General features: G+C 42.6%; 17 protein-coding genes. 4 read left to right on the top strand and 13 right to left on the bottom strand.

Annotated features, from left to right (window positions below):
- Positions 1–3 precede the first annotated feature (3 nt).
- From G603_RS0101505 to rsxC, 3 genes are read right to left on the bottom strand one after another with little or no spacing between them, the layout of a single operon-like run.
- Positions 4–603, bottom strand: a complete 600-nt coding sequence (locus G603_RS0101505) for an RnfABCDGE type electron transport complex subunit G (RefSeq protein WP_026669099.1) — start codon at positions 601–603, stop codon at positions 4–6.
- Positions 600–1,547, bottom strand: a complete 948-nt coding sequence (locus tag G603_RS0101500; RefSeq protein WP_026524690.1) for an RnfABCDGE type electron transport complex subunit D — start codon at positions 1,545–1,547, stop codon at positions 600–602. The genes G603_RS0101505 and G603_RS0101500 overlap by 4 nt, the downstream gene beginning before the upstream one ends.
- Before the next feature lie 18 nt (positions 1,548–1,565).
- Entirely contained in the window at positions 1,566–2,882 is a 1,317-nt protein-coding gene (gene rsxC, locus G603_RS0101495) for an electron transport complex subunit RsxC (protein ID WP_026524691.1), read from the bottom strand.
- A 195-nt stretch (positions 2,883–3,077) separates the two neighbouring features.
- Between rsxC and G603_RS0101490 the strand changes: the two genes are divergently transcribed.
- Complete coding sequence (locus tag G603_RS0101490; protein WP_035791544.1) at positions 3,078–4,301, top strand: ribonuclease H-like domain-containing protein; 1,224 nt, start codon at positions 3,078–3,080, stop codon at positions 4,299–4,301.
- Here G603_RS0101490 and G603_RS0101485 read toward each other — a convergent pair.
- From G603_RS0101485 to G603_RS0101475, 3 genes are all read right to left on the bottom strand, one after another.
- Positions 4,298–5,578: an O-acetylhomoserine aminocarboxypropyltransferase/cysteine synthase family protein gene (locus tag G603_RS0101485; RefSeq protein WP_026669097.1), complete on the bottom strand. Its 1,281-nt coding sequence runs from the start codon at positions 5,576–5,578 to the stop codon at positions 4,298–4,300. The genes G603_RS0101490 and G603_RS0101485 overlap by 4 nt on opposite strands.
- A 106-nt stretch (positions 5,579–5,684) precedes the next feature.
- Complete coding sequence (locus G603_RS0101480) at positions 5,685–6,005, bottom strand: putative quinol monooxygenase (RefSeq protein ID WP_026669096.1); 321 nt, start codon at positions 6,003–6,005, stop codon at positions 5,685–5,687.
- The gene (locus G603_RS0101475; protein WP_196808028.1) at positions 6,002–7,420 is read right to left on the bottom strand and encodes an MATE family efflux transporter; all 1,419 of its coding nucleotides are present in this window, start codon (positions 7,418–7,420) and stop codon (positions 6,002–6,004) included. The genes G603_RS0101480 and G603_RS0101475 overlap by 4 nt, the downstream gene beginning before the upstream one ends.
- 230 nt (positions 7,421–7,650) lie before the next feature.
- Between G603_RS0101475 and G603_RS0101470 the strand changes: the two genes are divergently transcribed.
- From G603_RS0101470 to G603_RS0101460, 3 genes are all read left to right on the top strand, one after another.
- The gene (locus G603_RS0101470) at positions 7,651–8,592 is read left to right on the top strand and encodes a type I phosphomannose isomerase catalytic subunit (RefSeq protein WP_026669094.1); all 942 of its coding nucleotides are present in this window, start codon (positions 7,651–7,653) and stop codon (positions 8,590–8,592) included.
- Positions 8,593–8,619: 27 nt separating this feature from the next.
- Positions 8,620–9,174, top strand: a complete 555-nt coding sequence (locus G603_RS0101465; protein WP_026524697.1) for a TetR/AcrR family transcriptional regulator — start codon at positions 8,620–8,622, stop codon at positions 9,172–9,174.
- 117 nt (positions 9,175–9,291) lie between these two features.
- A complete protein-coding gene (locus G603_RS0101460; protein ID WP_026669093.1) occupies positions 9,292–10,935 on the top strand; it encodes a diguanylate cyclase domain-containing protein in 1,644 nt (547 codons plus the stop codon).
- Here G603_RS0101460 and G603_RS0101455 read toward each other — a convergent pair.
- The 7 genes from G603_RS0101455 to G603_RS0101425 form a co-directional block, all read right to left on the bottom strand.
- Positions 10,906–12,087: a substrate-binding domain-containing protein gene (locus G603_RS0101455; RefSeq protein WP_242834818.1), complete on the bottom strand. Its 1,182-nt coding sequence runs from the start codon at positions 12,085–12,087 to the stop codon at positions 10,906–10,908. The genes G603_RS0101460 and G603_RS0101455 overlap by 30 nt on opposite strands.
- A gap of 27 nt (positions 12,088–12,114) precedes the next feature.
- The gene (locus tag G603_RS18825) at positions 12,115–13,329 is read right to left on the bottom strand and encodes an ion transporter (protein ID WP_026524700.1); all 1,215 of its coding nucleotides are present in this window, start codon (positions 13,327–13,329) and stop codon (positions 12,115–12,117) included.
- 23 nt (positions 13,330–13,352) lie between these two features.
- Positions 13,353–15,860, bottom strand: coding sequence for an ABC transporter substrate binding protein (locus G603_RS21195; protein ID WP_026669091.1), 2,508 nt, complete (start codon positions 15,858–15,860; stop codon positions 13,353–13,355).
- 178 nt (positions 15,861–16,038) lie between these two features.
- Positions 16,039–16,869, bottom strand: a complete 831-nt coding sequence (locus tag G603_RS0101440; protein ID WP_026524702.1) for an energy-coupling factor transporter transmembrane component T family protein — start codon at positions 16,867–16,869, stop codon at positions 16,039–16,041.
- Positions 16,866–18,593 carry an ABC transporter ATP-binding protein gene (locus G603_RS0101435; protein WP_442852361.1) on the bottom strand — a complete coding sequence of 576 codons (1,728 nt, stop codon included), beginning with the start codon at positions 18,591–18,593 and terminating at the stop codon, positions 16,866–16,868. The genes G603_RS0101440 and G603_RS0101435 overlap by 4 nt, the downstream gene beginning before the upstream one ends.
- Positions 18,589–19,146, bottom strand: coding sequence for an ECF-type riboflavin transporter substrate-binding protein (locus G603_RS0101430; RefSeq protein ID WP_026524704.1), 558 nt, complete (start codon positions 19,144–19,146; stop codon positions 18,589–18,591). Before G603_RS0101430 ends, G603_RS0101435 begins: the two co-directional genes overlap by 5 nt.
- A gap of 276 nt (positions 19,147–19,422) precedes the next feature.
- Entirely contained in the window at positions 19,423–19,872 is a 450-nt protein-coding gene (locus G603_RS0101425; RefSeq protein WP_026524705.1) for an Hsp20/alpha crystallin family protein, read from the bottom strand.
- Between the last annotated feature and the right edge of the window lie 123 nt (positions 19,873–19,995).

Below are 19,995 nucleotides of genomic sequence, written 5' to 3'. Positions count from 1 at the left end.
TCCTTACTGTAATGCAGCCTGAAAATATTCAACAGCTGCGTTTACGCCGTATGTAACGGCTTTTGATGTAATAGTTGCTCCGGAGATTGCTTCGATCTCGCTGTCGGATGAAGCTGCATTCTTGGTTACTGAGAAAACAGTTGCAGGTTTTCCGGCAAACTGAGGAACTATTACCTTCTCGGCATTCATTCCAAGTCCGGGAGTCTCGTTAATGGATATCAAAGATATACCGTTAACTGATGACTCATTGGTTATACCAACGGTGAATACGATCTTGTCGCCGTAGCCGCCGCTTGTAACCTGGATTACATAGCCAAGTGCGTTTCCTGATGCATCAACTGCCTTTTTTACACTGGTAAGCTCTATCTTGCCATAGTCAGCACCTGATAAAACCTGGGCAGCCACCGCTTCATCGAGAGCTTCGTCTGTGAAATCCGCTGCATCCGGGAAAACCGCCTGATTAGCTTTTACCTGTGCAAGCCTCTCCTGCTCCACAATAGGATCCTTTGTCACCTGGTATACGAAGCCAAGTGAAACTCCGGCTACCAATGTGATAACGAAGAGAACCAGTGCATTTTTTATCAGAGTTTTAACGTCTCTCATGCTTTCTCCTCCTTCTTCGGTGCCGGTTTGATTCCGAATGCTCTCGGAATTGTGTACTTTTCAATAAGCGGAACGATCAGGTTGCCAATGATGATGGCATAGGATACGCCCTCTGCGGAAGCGCCGAATACACGGAAGATTCCGGTGAGGACTCCGAGGAATACACCGTAAATGTATTTTCCTTTGGTGGTTATAGGGCTTGTTACATAGTCGGTTGCCATGAAAAATGCACCGAGCATAAGTCCGCCACCTGCAAGCTGAGCTGAGATGTAGGTTCCGTTAAGTCCGTGTCCTCCAAAGAGGATGATGAAGATAACGAAGGAAACGATGTATGTTCCGGGAATTTTGAGATCGATGATACCAAGCATTATAAGAATGCAGGCACCGATCACGATTGCGATCATGGAAGTCTCACCGATGGTTCCGGGGATCTTACCGATGATCATATCGATAACCATAACGTCTTCGCCGTTTTTAAGTGCTGTAAGAGGTGTAGCTGATGTATAGACATCAGTTGTGAAGTTGGTCATCAGTGCCGGGAATGAGATCAGAAGGAAACATCTTGCTGCAAGAGCAGGGTTCATGAAGTTCTGACCAAGTCCGCCAAAGAGCATTTTTACAACAAGGATTGCAAAGATGCCACCGATGATGGGAAGCCACCAGGGTGCTGTGCATGGAAGGTTCATTCCAAGCAGAAGTCCTGTGACAACCGCAGAAAAATCACCTATGGTGACCTTTTTATTCATTAATTTCTCATAGATAAATTCGGTAGCGACTGTTGAGCCGACTGAGATCAAAAGTATGATCAGTGCATCGATACCGAAGTTGTAGACGCCAAAGCCGGCTGCGGGAAGAAGCGCTATAACCACCCACATCATAATGTTGGAGGATGTGACGCCGCTTCTGACATGCGGATTTGACGATACTTTCATCATATCGCTCATTGTTACTCTCCCTTTCTTTTACTTCTTCCGTTTGCCAAGCTGAATCTTACGCATACCCTTGATGAGCTGCGTGAGCTGTCGTCTGGCCGGACATATAAAGCTGCAGCATCCGCATTCGCAGCACTCCATACCGTACTGAGCAAGGAATCTCTCCTCCTGACCATTCTCAACCGCATCTGCGAGATTCTTGGGAATGAGTCTCTCGGGACAAACTTCCACGCACTTTGCACAGTTGATGCAAGCGCTGGGTTCCATTGCAGAAACCGCATCCTCTGTAAGACAGGTAAGAGCTGAAGCTGTCTTGGTAGTAGGAACATCAAGATCAAACAGAGCAAATCCCATCATGGGACCACCTGAAATGATCTTGGCAGGTGACTTTACAAAACCACCGGCATCCTCAAGGAGTTCTCTGTAATTGGTACCGATGCGAACCTTGTAGTTCCTGGGATCCACAACCGCATCACCGGTAATGGTTACGATTCTCTCCATGAGAGGTCTGCCCTCAGTAACTGCCCTGTATACAGCACAAAGAGTATCAACGTTATCAACGATACATCCTGCATCTGCGGGAAGCATTGATGAATTGATCTCTCTCTTGGTGCAGGCATAAATGAGCATACGCTCAGCACCCTCGGGATACTTGGTCTGAAGCGCTTTGACCATTATCTTGTCGTCGTCCTTGGTAAGCTCGCGGAATTTTGCGATACAGTCGGGCTTGTTGTCCTCAATGGCGAGAATTCCTCTGGCATTGGGGAAAAGCGAAACCGCAACTCTAAGGCCGCCCAGTACGAGCTCAGGCTCCTCGATCATTCGACGATAATCGCTGGTCAGATAGGGTTCGCACTCAGAACAGTTCGCGATAACATATTCAATTTTCTCCGGTTCCTTGGGTGAAAGCTTCACTGCTGTAGGGAACCCGGCGCCGCCCATTCCGACTACGCCTGCTTCTCGTATGAGATCGATTTTTTCCTGAGTGGTGAGTTCTTCAAGAGGTTTTACGGGCAGCATTGGAGCTTCCTCGTAGAGACCGTCATTTTCTACGATAATGCTGTCGCACATCGCCCCCGTAGCCAGTCTCCTTTTTTCAATCCCCTTGACAGTTCCTGATACCGATGCATAGATCGGCGCTGAGACAAATCCTCCCGCTTCGGCAATCTTCTGCCCTACCAGCACATGGTCCCCCTTTTGGACGATCGGCTTTGCAGGTGCCCCGATATGCTGAGATACCGGATAGACAAGATCACCTTTCGGCAGGACTTCCTTGATGGGCTTATCCTTGGAAAGCTCTTTGCCTTCGTAAGGATGCACTCCGCCAACAAAAGTTAATTTAGCCATTTCCTACCTCTTCCTTTCGTAAAGAAAATACATAAAAATATTATACACCAAAGTTGATCGATTAGTCAGATTATTCTAGAAAACTTATGGGCAATTTATACATTTTATGTGGTATCATATTAATGTTTTAAGGATTTGAATGAATTGTCAGTTTTTTGCATAAATTTTTTAATGTATTTCTTTGGGGTGTAAGGTATGAAAATCATAGATGAGATCATTAACTTAGACGCAGATTATCCTTTAGAGAGAATATGTAAGGATCAAAAAGACATTCTGTTTTTCGACATCGAGACCACCGGTCTTTCTCCGAAAACCAGCTCCCTCTACCTTATCGGATGTGCTTACCATGGTGGTGACGGCTGGCATCTTCGCCAATTTTTCGCCAATGAAAAAAATGAAGAATTTGAAGTAATAAAATGCTTTATGGGATTTGCGAAGGACTATAAAGCCCTGATTCATTTTAACGGCAATCGCTTCGATCTGCCCTTTATCAAATTCAAATGCGACAAGGTCAATATGACAGATGTCCTTGAGAACATGGAATCTATAGATCTGTACAAGCGAATCAGTCCCTACAAAAATGTTCTTGGAATTCCGGATTGCAAGCAGAAAACCATCGAGCTTTTTCTTGGAATTGACAGAAAAGATGAGTACTCGGGTGGCGAGCTTATAGAAGTTTACAGAGAATACCTGAATAATCCTACAGAGAAAGCTTATAATCTTCTGCTATTGCACAACGCAGATGATGTTCGTGGAATGTTCGCTCTTTTGCCGTCCCTTTACTACTATGATCTTTTTACAGCTCTCTGCGAGCAGAATGTGATTTTGTTTAATACAGAGGCTGATGAATTTCCTCAGGTCAGAAGCGGTTTCCTTATGGATGAAGGTTCGGAAAACGAGGATCCGGATGCTGTGATTGATCTGCCTATCCGTGCCATGAAGGTGCAGGCAAATTATTATAATGATTATGAAGGGAAAACCCGTGAGGAGATAATCATGAAGGTATCTCTTCCGGATTATCTGCCCTCTTCTGTTGGTGGAAGCGTTGATGGCTGTTATTTCAAGGCTGAAGGAAGCAGCGCTTCGATCCGCATGCCGCTTTTGGAAAAAGAGCTTAAGTATTTCTACGATAATTATAAGGATTACTACTATCTGCCAGGGGAAGATCAGGCGCTTCACAAGTCTGTTGCCCAGTTTGTCGAAAAGAGTCACAGGGAGCAGGCAAAGGCATCAAACTGCTATACGAGAAAACCGGGTCAGTATCTGGTTCAGTGGGATGCTGTTTTCTCTCCTGTTTTCAAGGAAAGCTATGAAGATAAAAAGCTCTACTTCGAGCTCACCGATGAGCTGAAGCAGAGCCGTAGTGCAATGAGTTTGTACGCGCTGCATGTTATGGCGCATATAATTGAGAATTGTTAGTTGCGAAGGGCCTGTTCGATATCTGCGATCAGGTCTTTTTTATCTTCAAGGCCACAGGAAATTCTGATAAGGCCAGCGGGAATTCCTGCTGCATTAAGCTGTTCGTCTGTCATCTGACGATGTGTTGATGTAGCCGGGTTCAGGCAACAGGTTCTTGCATCAGCAACATGAGTTTCAATTGCGCAGATTTTCAGCTTGCCCATGAATGCTTCCGCAGCTTCTCTTCCGCCTGCGATTTCAAAGGATACAACACCGCATCCGCCATTTCCCATATATTTCATAGCTCTGTCATAGTAAGGATCAGACTTAAGTCCGGGATAGTTGACCTTAACTACCTTCTCGTGCTGTTCAAGAAACTCAGCAACAGCCTGACCGTTCTCTACGTGCTTGGGCATTCTTACATGAAGTGACTCAAGACCAAGGTTCAGATAAAAGGCATTCTGAGGTGACTGGATGCTACCAAGATCTCTCATAAGCTGTGATGTAGCCTTGGTTATAAATGCACCTTCTTTTCCGAACTTTTCAGCATAAACGATACCATGATAGGATTCATCTGGAGTTGTAAGTCCGGGGAATTTATCTGCGTGTGCCATCCAGTCAAATTTTCCCGAGTCTACGATAGCACCGCCCACTGCTACGCCGTGTCCGTCCATATACTTGGTTGTTGAATGTGTAACGATATCTGCTCCCCACTCGATAGGTCTGCAATTAACAGGTGTAGGGAATGTGTTATCGATGATAAGCGGAACACCGTGGTCGTGAGCTGCCTTTGCAAATCTCTCTATATCAAGAACTGTAAGTGCGGGATTAGCGATGGTCTCACCAAATACTGCTCTGGTGTTATCCTTGAATGCAGCTGCAAGCTCTTCCTCTGTTGCATCAGGAGATACAAAAGTGGTCTCAATTCCCATCTTTGCCATTGTTACTGCAAGAAGGTTAAAGGTTCCGCCATAGATAGAGCTTGATGCTACGACGTGACTTCCTGCTTCGCAGATATTGAAAAGTGCAAAGAAGTTGGCTGCCTGACCTGAAGATGTAAGCATAGCTGCGCTGCCGCCCTCAAGCTCAGCAATTTTTGCTGCAACATAGTCATTTGTAGGGTTCTGAAGTCTTGTGTAGAAATAGCCAGAAGCCTCCAGATCAAAAAGTTTTCCCATATCGCTGCTGGTAGCATATTTAAAAGTGGTAGACTGTACTATCGGAATCTGTCTGGGCTCACCGTTTCCGGGTGTATAACCGCCCTGCACGCATTTGGTATCCATAGAATAATTACTCATTATCTAAATCCCTCCCTTGTTTAGTTTCAAAAATAAGCACTGCATTAGCACTATTCTATTACAAAGCTTCCCATAATTAAAGGAATAATTGTATAGGGAACGATTATTATTTTCTCAAAAACTTCTCATCTGCTTCATATTCATCACTGACAAAACGTTCAACTGTCATATGAAGATCATATTTTTCACGAAGAGCTGCCAGCTGTCCCATCATCGGGGATGCATGATGTGCATCAATCGCAGCCTGATCCGTCCAGGAATCTATGAGCAGAACTGTCTCAGGATCATCTAAAGGCTGAAAGTACTGGTAACGAAGATTACCTTCCTCGTTTCTTATTGCAGCCGCTATTCCCGACGATTCCATCTCCTGGACAAATGCACGGGCATTTCCATCTTTTCCTTTGTAATAGAGATTAACTGTTATCATATGATTCTTCTATCCCTCCATTTTCCGCTCCTGAAACGCCATATATCAAGAGCTGCCTTTATACACCAATCCAGCACCATTGCAAGAGCTATTCCGATAACACCCATTCCCATCCATAAAGCCAGAATGAACGACAGGACTGTCCTGCATACAACTGTGGCAAATATTGATGCCCACATTGTAAATTTTACATCGCCTGCTGCCCGAAGACCGGATGAAAGCGGTCCGGAAAAGGGCTGTACCAATGCAGAAAACAGATTATGTATAGCAACTATAATAAGAATCAAACGCTTAGTCTCGTCCGAGAGATTATATAAAGTAAGCAAAATCGGAGTCAGCGCCATTACTATCACATTCCAGATGGTCGCCAGTAAAAGCGACAACCTCGTGAGCTTTTTAATATTCCACTCAGCCGCCTCATAGTCACCTGCTCCTACGCACTGCCCGACCACAGTGATAAACACAGTTCCCATTGACATGCCCATACATGCAGCCAGTGACCAGAATGTCTGTCCTGTTGTATTTGCTGCTATCTGCGAGGTACCAAAGGTTGCAGTAAGCATACCAAGGACAACCTTGGCCACCTGAAAAAGTGTATTTTCTATAGAATTTGGAATAGCCACCCCCAATATGCGACCTGCCATAGCTGTGTTAAGTCGAAGTGATTCTTTAATTCTAATACTGATTCTCGGAGTGCTAAGCGCTTTAAGTTTTCTAAGAAGCTCATCAGATGCCCCTGTCTCAAGGCAAAGCGCCGTCATGATAACTGCTGCCACATACCATGAAATCGTAGTCGGCCATGCAACTCCGGCAGCACCGGCTTTCAGTACAAATATACCTATTGCATTTCCTACAACGTTAACCAGATTTGCTATAAACGAAACCCACATGGTCACTCTGGTCTGACCCATTGCGCGAAAAACTGCAGTACCTGCATTATAGATAGCATTTGCAGGAAAAGACCAGGCCACGATCCACATGTATGTCTTGCAGGCTGCCATAGTATCTGCTTCTGCCTTAGGATACATTGTCTGAAGAAGTGATGATCCGAAAATGAGCATGATCACCATACATACTAAAGAAAGTACTCCGCCTATAAAGAATATCTGTGATGCGGAAACATCAGCATTATCCTTTTCCTTACTTCCTATGTATTGTGATACAACTACCGATCCTCCGGCAGAAATGGCGGTAAACAGGTATATAAATATGGTGTATACCATTGTATCAAGTCCTACACCGGCAACCACAGCTTCTCCTGCATAGCTGACCATCATCGTATCCGCCAGTCCCACCACCATCTGCAATAGCTGCTCTATAAGTAGTGGCACGATCATGGCTTTTAACGCTGCATTATCAAAACGTTTACGATCATCAGGTAAATATTCTTTTGGTTCTATTATTTTCCCCAGCATAGTCATTCTTTATTTTTGCGGCTCCCTATACTTAATTATGATTTTATTATTGCAAAATACCGTACTTTTCTCAAGCCACATATCGTAGTACGCTGCTGAGAAAAATTGAGCAGATAACTTGAAAGATTCCCTTCACTATTATAAAATCGCAGATGTACAGATTTCTGTTTTTCTGAGGAAAAACAAAAACCTATAGTGAATTAAACGAATATAAATATAGAGGTGCATTTATGGCAATTTTGAAATTAAAGGCTCCTACAAAGGATTATCTTTGGGGCGGCAACAGACTTGTAAATGAATATGGTAAAGAGTCCGCAGGTGCGGTAACTGCTGAGAGCTGGGAGCTGTCATGTTTTCCCGGAAGTGAATCTGTGATTGAAAACGGCGAGTTTGCAGGCAAGACTCTGACACAGTATATAGAAGAAAACGGAAAAGAAGTTCTTGGAACCAATTGTGAAAAGTTCGAGGACTTCCCCATTCTTATAAAACTCATTGATGCAAAAAAGGACCTGTCACTTCAGGTACACCCTTCCGATGAATATGCAAGAGTACATGAAAATCAGTATGGGAAAACTGAAATGTGGTACATCCTCGATGCTGAGGAAGGTGCATTTTTATATTATGGTTTCAACAGAGAAGTTTCTAAAGAAGAGTTCGCTAGAAGAATCGAAAACGAGACACTAACTGAAGTTTTAAATCCTGTTTATGTAAAAAAGGGTGATGTTGTTTTCATCGAATCAGGTACTCTTCACGCAATAGGCGCAGGAATTCTCCTTGCAGAGATTCAGCAGAATTCTAACGTAACCTACAGAGTATATGATTACGGAAGACGTGATAAGGATGGTAATCTTCGTGAGCTCCATGTTGAAAAGGCCCTTGATGTTACAGATACTGATCCGGCTCCCAGGATTCCAAGACCTGAGCCTCACATCGGTCAGTGCAAATATTTCACCGTTGATAAGGTGGCACTCTCCGGCTCTCTTACAGATACCTTAAGCGGTGAGGTTACAGCTGAGAGCTTCCTCCACATATTGGTTCTCGAGGGTGAAGGCGTTATTACAAACGGGAATGACAAAGTAGATTATAAAAAGGGTGACAGTCTCCTGCTTCCTGCAGGCAGCGGTCGCTACGAGATAAAAGGTCAGCTTGAAGCAGTGATGACCTACGAATAATTCATACACAGCGTAAAGGAAAAAAGTATGTATCAGGGTTCCAACAAAACAGCTCTTAGCTCGCAGAAAAGTATAGCCCAGGGTTTTACAGAGTTAATGCATGAAAAAGAATATTCCAAGATCAGTATAAGCGAGATCTGTCAGCGCTCCGGCGTGTCCAGACAGACCTTCTATACTCTGTTTGAATCCAAGGAAAACATCGTAATTTTTATCCTTGCAAAAAGCCATGACTTTAAGCCGGACAAAGACTGCGAATGTCAGGGGCCTCCTACTCTTGCGCAGCTGGCTGAAGGATTTACGAAATACATTTTATCTAAAAAGGAAATCCTCGAGCTGCTTGTAAAAAACAATATCATCTACATGATGATGTGGTCTTTGTACAAATCCTTTACTGAATGTAATGATCCAAAAGATGAGTATGATAAAATCATTTCCAACATGACTGCGGATTTTATTGCAGCAGGTCTTACGACCATTGCAAAGCACTATGTAATGAACAGCGATAAGATATCGGAAGAACAACTTAAACAACTTATATATGATCTTTTTAACGGTTCTTATTTCCCGACTGAAAAGAAGTAATATAAACTCCTGTCACATATCAATAACTGAATGTGCAGGAGTTTTTTCTATATATACACATATAAATTTATATATTTTTTATTTGAACTCTGACCGCTAAAGGTCAAAAATTATAGTATGAGAAATTATTGCCTAAAATTCTTCTTAATTACATATAGCATACTGATACTGCTCTTTTCATCGGTGCTGAAAGTCAGCGCAGATGGCGATAGCGAGCGTCAATATCGCATTCTTTTCATATCCTCATACGGTTTTTCCAATCCTGCAGTTCCATCGCAGCTTCAGGGTTTTGAGGACGGACTTGGACAGGTTAATGTCGATATCAGTTATGAATTCATGGATGCGGATAAATACTATGGCGGACTTGATCTTATGAATTTTGATAAATATATCAGGTACAAGGTGTATTCAATTCGCTCTTTTGATCTGTTGGTCGTGGCAGACGACTCTGCCCTGCGATATGCCATCAACAATAGGAACGAGTTATTCCCGGATACGCCGATGGTTTTCATGGGAATAAACAACAGAACAGAGGCAATCACAGCTTCTGCAATGAAAAACGCCACCGGTATCGCCGAGAATCTTGATTTTGAAGGCAATTATGAGCTTATGAAGGAGCTTTTCCCTGACAGAACACATCTGTATGTGATAGTGGACTCTACTATCGCAGGGTTGGCCGATTATGTTGAGTTTATGAAATTCAGGGATGCACATCCCGAAATGAAAAGCACTGTCATCAATGCATCATCATATACCAGGAATGGACTCCGGGAACTTTTGGGAACTTTTGAATCAGATGACATAATACTCTTCCTGGATTTTTCACTGGATGGTGAGAAAAATGCTTATTCTCTGCAGAACGCGGCAGAATTCATCTCCGAGTATGCTCCGGATATACCCATAATCAGGCTTACTTCCACTGATATAGGATATGGAGTACTTGGCGGAATATCCTACTCTTATTATGATGCCGGTAAAATGGCCGGTGAGATTTCCGCCAAGATACTTTCAGGCGAAAGTGCCGACAGTATACCTCTTGTTACTTCTGCTGTCACTGCTACATATTTTGAACAGCACTCCATGGATAAGTTTGACTTAAAAAATTCACAACTTCCGAAAGGTGCAACAATTATAAATGAGCATCAGACCTTTGCGAAATTTTATCGTGAAAACAAACTTATCAGTAACCTGATGATTGTAATATTGCTTCTTTTGATTGTCATAATTGTTCTTCTTAATATCGCTAATAACAAACGCAAAAAGTTGATAAAGATGGACTTCATGACACAAATGCCCAACAGAAAAAAGATCATGGAGGATATCGTTCAGGCGGTTACTGCGTCAACACCTTATGGAATAATAATGCTCGATGTAGACCGCTTCAAGAGCATAAATGATACCTATGGTCATAAAGTAGGGGATGAAGTGATCGTAGCTGTTGCAGAAAAGTTAAAAAAGCTTTCAAAGAAAAAGCTGTCCTTCGCAAGACTTGGTGGAGATGAGTTCTCCGGAATTTTTATGGAACCTTCTGAAGACAAAGCCCGCAAGATATGCGAATCAATCATAAAGAGTGTAAAAGATCCAATAAAGACTTCCGCCGGTGACCTTAAGATCACTGTCAGCATAGGCTGTGCAATGTATCCACTTGACACAAAGAATTCCAAGGACGTCATGGAATGTGCAGATAAAGCACTATATGAGACTAAGGAAAACGGCAGAAACGGATATACATTATTTGACAGCATAAATAAGTCCGGCTGAGTTTCGACTGTAGTACCCCGTATCAAACAATTCTTCCTCAATATTGTCCAGTGTGATAGTAATGGGCTGTAACAGGTATGATGATACTACTCTCACACCGTTGTCGTAATCAGTGGTATTGTAATCGCAGGGAAAATCCCAGTTCGACGTATCAATAAGATCCGCATCAGGTTTACTTCCTGATAAAATGGCTAATCCAAGATCGGCAGTAACAACAGATTCATTATCCATAGCCTTGAATACTGTCATGCTCTGGACTCCATCAAAAATATTATAAATATTGGCAATATCGCCATCCTGCCCGGTTAACACAACCGGGTTTTTCTCTGAGTAATCTGCTTCCAGTGCTCTTGCTGCGCCAAGGGCAGTTGAGTCATTGGCACAAAGCACCGCATCGAGAATAGTCCCACTTGGATAATAGGAATTAAGAATAATCTGAAGCCTTTGCTGGGCTAAATCTGTCGACCACTGAGCAGTGGAGGTCTCGTAAAAACCGGTCTGGTTAGACATTACGTTCAAAGTCCCTGAATCAATATAAGGCTTAAGTGTGTCCATGGCACCGCCATAGAAGAACCTGGCATTATTATCCACCGGATCGCCTGAAACAAATTCAATATTAAAGGATTTTTCTGCAGAATCCAGTGACAGAGCATCTATCACATAGTTGGCCTGAAGGACGCCTACCTGATAATTGTCGAAAGAGACATAATAATCCACAGCTTCTGTATCCATTAGGAGTCTGTCATATGCAATTATCTTTATGTTTGCCTCAGCTGCTTCATCAAGAATATCTGATAAGGCGGCACCATCCACAGCAGTGATTACCAAAAGATCCGCACCGCTGTTTATCATATCGCGAAGGTCGTTTACCTGTGTATCTATCAGATTATTGGCATAACGCAGTATGACTTCACAGTCATTTTTTTCAAACTGTTCTTTTAAGAATAATCCGTCACGATTCCAGCGTTCAAGCAGCATATCAGGCATGGAAATACCCACTACTGTCCTGCCGTCATCAGAATGTGTATCTTCTATTTTAACCTTCTGTGTATCGTTCCGGCCAACATCTGTATTAGTTTTTTTCGAGCTGCATCCTGCTATGATCAGGAAAAACAGTAATGAAATTGCAAATAACCTCTTAGTTTTCATCATAGCGTTATGTATCCTCAAATTGGTCACTTAAATCTCAACTTCATCCTCTTCAGGCAGATGTACTTTGGAGATAACTACAATTGTATCCCCTGCTCGTAGTTTAACCTGCCCTTTTGGGACAACTGATTTGCTGCCTCTTTTTATTGACAATAATATGGTCTGTCTCGGGAAATTCAGGTCCTTAATAAATTTATCACACCAGGGATGAGTATCTCCCAAAGTAACTTCCTTAAGGTGCATGGGCACATCATTTTTGATGGCCTGAGCACCAATAATTATCTTATCTCCCGCTTCGAGAACTATGCTTCCGTTTGGAATAATCACGTTGCCCTGACGTTGTATCATTGCAATAATTGCACTATGGGGAAGGTCGATATCTCTTATTTTTTTATCTACCCATTTATCATTCATTGAGAGCTGAACCTTGATAAAATGCATATCAATACTCTTTGAATAATCTCCCATGTGCTTTAATTTGGTGTACTGTTCAACGAATCCTGCGGAAATAATACCTGTAGGTATGGCTACAATTCCCACCCCAAGGAACGCCAGCAGAATTCCAAAAACCTTTCCAAGAAAGGTTATAGGATATATATCTCCATACCCTACTGTCAGCAGCGTGGATGCCGCCCACCAGATTCCGGAGAATGCATTTTCAAAAACCTCGGGCTGTGCTTCATGCTCTAATGAATACATGCAAAGACTAGCTGCCAGCATCATAATTGCAATTATGAAAACCGATGACAGAAGCTGCTGTGCTTTGCTTTTGATAACTTCAGTGATTACATTAAGTGAGTCATAGTATGCATTGATCTTGAAAAGTCTGAAGATCCTCGCCACTCTGAACATTCGAAATGCCGCTGCGCCTGCAGGGAAAAACACCGGCAAATAGAATGGTAAAAAGCTGAGAAGATCTATGATTCCAAAGAACGAAATGACATATCGTAAAACTGCCACTCCCTCTGATTTATCAGGGAAAAGGCATTTTGACGTAATAAGCCTTAGAACATAATCAATTGCAAAAAAGAATACGGTGACATTTTCTATCATGTCAAAGACTTTTCCACAACCGGCATTTAGTTCTGAAAAAGTCGCTAAAAACGCCACCGTAAGATTCAAAATCAGGGCGATAGTTCCAACAATGTCATAGATAACGCTTGGCCAATCGCCCAAATATCCAACAGAAACTATTTTAAAAAGCTTCTGCCTAAATTCATCAAAACTTATTTTCTTTTCAGACATATTCCCCAACCCCAACTAAACATTTATTTATCCGAAACATCAAATACAATGGCTTCTTCAGGACTTATCGGCTTACTGAAGTAGTAACCCTGAATGATATCGGCCTTGAATTCCCTGAGTTTTTCATACTGCCACTTTTCCTCGACACCTTCGATGATCATCAGCTTATCAAGATCGTGTACCAGCTGGATGACATCTCTGATAAATGAATCCTTGCCCCCAACAAGGTACGCATCAACAAGGGATTTATCGAGTTTTACCACGTCCACAGGAATGTATGTAAGATATCCAAGTGAAGAATAGCCGGTACCAAAATCATCCATAAGTATCTTAATTCCAAGTGCTTTGAGCTGTGCAAAAAGACTCTCCGCCTTCTCGGTTTTTTCAAGGAAAAGACTTTCCGTAACCTCTATCTCAACGAACTGTCCTGATATATTATACTCCTCTAGCAGCTCTTTTAAAAACTCAACATATCCGATATCGCTGAGCTGGTTACTTGAGTAGTTAATGGAAACAGGATAAAGCATGTATCCTGCATCTCTCCATGCCGCCAGCTGCTTGATAACAAGCTCTGTAGTGATTCTTCCGATTCTGGCAATCCAGCCACTTGCCTCAGCTATAGGAATAAATACGCCGGGATACATTCCTTCAGCCTTCATTCTGACAAGAGCCTCAAAGCCACAAAGCTTCTTGGTCTCTGTATTGATCTGAGGCTGATATACCATGTAGAATCCGTCATTATCCATAGCATCGAGGATTTTGGCCTTAACCTTGTTCTCCTCGCGAACCTTTTTCTTCATGTCATCGGAGTACAGGAATGCCTTATTTCTGCCTCTCTGCTTAGCCTCGTACATAGCTATCTCAGCATTTATGATGTGCTGATCAGGGGTTGTCACGCCGTCGGATAATGATACGCCCATACTACAGGACATGATTATGGTCTCATCACCCATGCTTATGGGATTTCTGAATATTTTCATTATCTCCTGAATAGTGGAACTATCCTCTGTCACACGCTCACCTGAGAGCATCATAAGGAATTCGTCACCGCCGTATCTTGCCAGCATCCAGTCTCTGGTTTTGGCAAGGTTTTCAAGCTCATAAGACAAGTGCTTTAAAACTTCATCCGCAACCTGATGGCCATAGGTTTCGTTGACATCTTTGAAGTTATCAATGTCCACCATTATTATCGAGAATACCTTATCGGGAATCGCATGTCTTCTCAGATATTCTACTGCGGTTCTTCTGTTAAGAATATCCAGGAAATCGTCATGCTCTGCCTGATAGATAAGTCTTTTCTGGGATTTTTCAAGTTCTTCCTTGGATGCAAGAAGCTCTCTGTTGGATTCTCTGCCAAGGAAAACCGTGGCATTTACTGACTGCAAAAGCATTATCATCGCAAGGAAAATAAGTCCTGCTGAAGGAAGAATTGCTCCATACACATCAATGAATGAAACGGGCTTATTGATGATTATGGTCTCTTCCGGAAGCATCTTCTCTGTGATGCCGTATCTGGCCATAACGTTGTAATCAAACTCCGTTATACTTGGAGTCTTCAGGGCCATGTGAATCCTGCTGATATCGGCGCCATCAAGAACCTTTACCATGGTCTCACCGGCATTTTTTGCCTGCTGATAGAATGACATACCAATCGATCCAAGAACACCGTCACCCACTGCATCTTCGTAGCAGCGAACTATAGGCGCATTGGAATACTCCTTGAAGAAATTGGTCATCTCATACTTAGTATGTGTGATTCCATCCGCATCAGAAAAGCAGGTCATGTAAATAATAATCGCATCATCCGGCACTTGCTTAATGACCTCAATGAGCTGTTCCTTAGTGTAGTTTGTGACATTTATCGTCTCAAATTCGTATCCGGTAAGCCTGGACATAATGATGGTAAATCTTGCACCATCAGTTTTTCCTGCGGCTGATTCATCAAAAAAGCCCACGTATTTTGTGCGATTAGGGAAAATCTTCCTGGTCAGCTTCAGAGTTTCTTCAAGATAATCATTTTCGTAAAAGCCTGTAATATTACTGCGGGTACATGCTTTTTTTGCCAGAGTCAGATTATTTGCACCTATGAAAACAATGGGAATATCGCCGAATATCTTTTTTCCGTAATCACACATAAACTCCAGAGCTTCATCGTCCACAGCTATTACACCATCGTACTTCTTACCGTTTTCCATTCTTGATACAAAGAAATTGTAAAAAGCGCTCTGATCCTCACTTGTTCTGTAGTTTTTGGCGTCCATAAATATGACGTCGTACTCAACGCCATTGGGATACAAAGAGTCGTGGAAACCTTCTATTTGGTTGGCATAAGTGTAGTATTGGGAATTATACGAGCAGAATAAAAGCACCCTGTGTCTTACGTCCTCCACATACTGGAAGGCAGGGTCCTCGGTCTTTTTCCCTTTATTGATGACCATGATTTGCAGAAAAATCACGGCCAAGATAAGGCAAACAACACTAAGGACGAGCCATACAGTCCTCAGTGTTCTGAAAACCGCCGTTTTTTTCATGCTTTTCTGCTCCGTTAAACGATTATAATACTCTTTAATCATAGCATTAAAAGGGCATTTGCATTATTAATTTAGTCTTTTATACATATAGAAACTAGAAAGAAATTCTTAAAAAAAAATAAATACCGGTCACAAGCCTTTGATGCTTCTGCTGTGACCGATATTTATTAAATTTCTATTAAATCGTAAATGGATTATAGAATCTGCTTCCGTCGTAGTAAGTAAAAATAAGTGCAGCTGCAGAAAATGCCACTATGAATATCAAAACTGCAAAATCGGCGGCTGTTAGCTTTTTCCTGGAGTACCAGGTTCTCGTCTTTTTCTTGCCAAAACCTCTAAGCTCCATGGCATTACTTACCACATCTATTCTCTCCATGGATGAAAACAGGAGCGGAAAAATTATGGCCGCAGTGTTTTTTATTCTGGATAACAGTTTTCCCTTGGAACTCATCTCGATTCCGCGGGCTTCCTGAGCGTTCCTGATTCTGTGAAACTCATCCTGTATGTCCGGAATGTATCTTAGGGTAATCTCCAGCGCGTATGAAATCTTGTAAGGCACTCCCACACCGTTAAGGCTTGAGGCCAGTTCGCTGGGATCAGTGGTTGTAAGGAATATGAACACCGATGGAATAACCGTAAAGTATTTCATCAATACGTTTAGCTCATAAAAAAGCTGCTGTTTTGTGACGGTGTAATTTCCAAACAGATGAAAAAGGTCGCTCCTGCTGTCGTAAATCCTGCAGCCCTCGTAAGGTGCAAAGAAGAAAATGCAGGTAAGGTTAATTACCATAAAAAACATGACCGCTGTGAAAATGGCGCTTACCTGTTTCCATTTTATTTTGGCACTTAAGTAAATCGAGATGCCCAAAACCAGCATTATGGCAAGGATTCTGGTGTCAAAGGTAAGGGCACTTGTAAGGCACCATATCAGGAAAAATACGAGCTTGGTAAAGCCGCTGAGCTTATGCACAAAGGTGTCTTTTTTCTCATAGGATATCAGTCTGTTCATGGCTGACCTCCTCTCCCGGCTCTCTCATGATCAATGAATCTGGCTGCAAATTCTGAAGGTGTATCTATGCCGCATTTAAGAGAAAGGTCATAGAGTGATGTTTTCTTAAGATATGCCTTGTCACAAATGGCTTCATCAGTCAGAACCTCTGAAGGAAGTGCATTCATAAGGAGCTGTCCGTCTGTCAGAACCAGCGTCCTGTCAGTATACTCAAGCATCAGATGCATGTCGTGAGTGATCATCATGATAGTCTTACCCATGTCATCGCGAAGCTTAACAAGGAATTCCATGATCTCTGTATAGTGGCTGTAATCCTGGCCGGCTGTAGGTTCATCAAGAATTATCAGCTCAGGACTAAGTACCAGAATTGATGCAATGGATACACGCTTTTTCTGTCCAAAAGAAAGGGCTGAAACAGGCCAGTTTCTAAAGGGATAAAGTCCGCAGATTTTCAATGCATCATTTACTTTTTCCTTGATGACATCTTCCGAAACTCCCCTGGCAATAAGGCCTAGTGCCACTTCATCAAATATCATAGGCTTACTTATCATCTGATTTGGGCTTTGCATAACATAGCCGATTTTCTCGCCAATTTCTTTGATGGAAAGACAGGACATATCTTCGCCGTTAAAGAGGATATTTCCGCTCTGTGGTTTGTAGAAGCCGCAGATTAGAGAAGCTAGTGTAGATTTTCCTGCGCCGTTTCGACCTACAAGGGAGATCATCTCTCCTCTTTTTATCTCGAAATTAACGTCCTTCAGAATCTGTCTTCCATCCTCATAGCCAAAGCTTAAGTTATTTACACTCAAAAGTGTTTCGGAAGAGCTCTGCTGCTGATGTTTTGGAACCGAGTGGTACCAGTTCTTCACCTGATCCTTATATTTTGTTACATCCATAGACTCTATGTGCTGCGGATGAGTATCTGCGCTAAGCTCACAACCAGCTGCTTTCAGCGCAGCTATATAGAGCGGTTCGCGGATTCCGTGCTGAGGTAGAAGCCCTGTGCACAGAAGTTCATCGGGATGCATATCAGCAATTATCTCGCCGTCTCCCATAAGGATCACTCTGTCCACATCGCGGTAAAGCACATCTTCTATGCGGTGTTCAATAATGACAACCGTCATATCCTCGCGCTTCATGATCTCATCAATAAGAGCTATGGTGCGCTTTCCGGTGGCAGGATCAAGATTGGCCAAAGGCTCGTCAAATAAAAGGATTTTTACATCACATGCCATAACACCGCCAAGGGATACTCTCTGCTTTTGTCCGCCTGAAAGTTCTCCCGGAGCGTGATTTAGAAAGCTTTGTAAGTCAAGCTTTTCAGCAACCTCATGAACTTTGTCAAATATCTTGTCCTGAGGGATGTTGTCGTTTTCAAGAGCAAAAGCTATGTCCTCGCCCACAGTAAGGGCTATAAACTGCCCATCAGTGTCCTGAAGCACTGTGCCCACTATCTGTGACATGCCAAAAACTCCGAGTTCACTGGGAGTCTTCCCGTCAACCCGGAGTGTTCCGCTCATCTCGCCTGTAAAAGAACAGGGTATCAGCGCATTCAGGCAATGTGCCAATGTGGACTTACCCGAGCCAGATTGTCCTGCAATGAGGATTTTCTCACCCGGGTAAATCTTTAAATTGATGTTTTTAAGTGTAGGTTTTTCCTGCACTCTGTACTTGAATGTTACATCTGAAAACTCGATGATTGGGGTCTTTTCCAAAAAATCAATCCTCCGCCTTGAGGCCTGATGACTTACCTGCAATCTTAGAATATGCTGCAAGAAGGATAGTTCCGAGGATTGCGATAATTACGATGTTACCGATAAATGCAAGGGCGCCCTGAGCGAATACCTTGTTTGCAGGCTCTGCATAAACGAGGATATCAAGAACCGGAGCAAGACCAATCCATGCTACAGCGTTTGCAACTACCTGAACTACGTTAAAAAGAATAATGCTATTCTTAACACTGAAGCCGCCCTCTTCTATTGCGAACTTCTTGGAAAAGAGACCGATTGCTACACCAACAACAGCTTCAGGGAATACCCAGCTCCACCAAACTGATCCATAGAAAAATGCATCGCCGAGAGCGTGTCCGAGAATACCTGCAACACCACCTACGATAGGTCCGAAAACAGCAGAAATGAATGCAAGGATTGCCATTCTGGGCTGAAGTGCTGTGTTAGGAACAATAAAAAATGGAACCTGTACTGTCGTAAGAACGACGAACAATGCAGTTCCAATACCTAATGCTACAACTTCTCTGATACCAAACTTTAATTTCATACCAAATTTCCTCCATATTTTAAGTAAAAATTTTAGTTCCCCATAGAAGGTATTATACACCTAACCTTGAAAGTATTGCACTTCAATCTACATGTATTTCAAACATAAATAATCCACTCAGCTGACGCTTTCGCTCAGGCTAAAAAAAGCATCGCCCAACTATATTGGATAGCTGGGCGACGTAAACGACTCAATTTATTTTGTTAATAGTTGTTATGGAGTAAAAAGCTAATTATTTAATTAGCAAATGTGTGCTCGTGATAGAGGGCTGGTGTGTTAGCCTTCGATCATTATAAGCTTCTTCTCAGGAACTTTAGGCTGTTCCTTCTTAGGAATCTCAAGACTCAAAACACCATGTCTGAAGGCTGCCTTGATATCTTCCTCGGTAAGATTCTCGCCAACGTAGAAGCTTCTCTGCATTGATCCGCTGTAACGTTCCTGTCTGATGAGTTTACCCTTGTGGTCCTTCTCATCCTTATCAAGTCCCTTAGCAGCGCTGACTGTGAGGTATCCCTTATCAAGCTCAAGTGAGATCTCTTCCTTCTTAAATCCGGGAAGGTCTATATCTACTTCGTAGTGATCCTCGTTGTCATGTACATCCGTCTTCATAAGTCTGTCAGCATGTCTGCCGTACAGCTTCCTCTCGGTGTTATCAAAGTCATTAAACATCGGGAAATCAAACCAATTATCAAATAAGTTCTCTTCAAAAATACTAGGCATCAACATAATAATTACCTCCTTATGACTATATATTTTTGTATTTGAGCATCGGAACCGGAGTCATTACTTTGTTATTTGCTCCCTTTATTTCTGTTCCCTTGTTCTATAACTGTTATAACACTTGTTAGC

Source organism: Butyrivibrio sp. AE3006 (assembly GCF_000424165.1).
Taxonomy (GTDB): domain Bacteria; phylum Bacillota; class Clostridia; order Lachnospirales; family Lachnospiraceae; genus Butyrivibrio.
The sequence above is the reverse complement of the archived record's forward strand: the minus strand, read 5'-3'. Positions and strand labels throughout refer to the sequence as shown.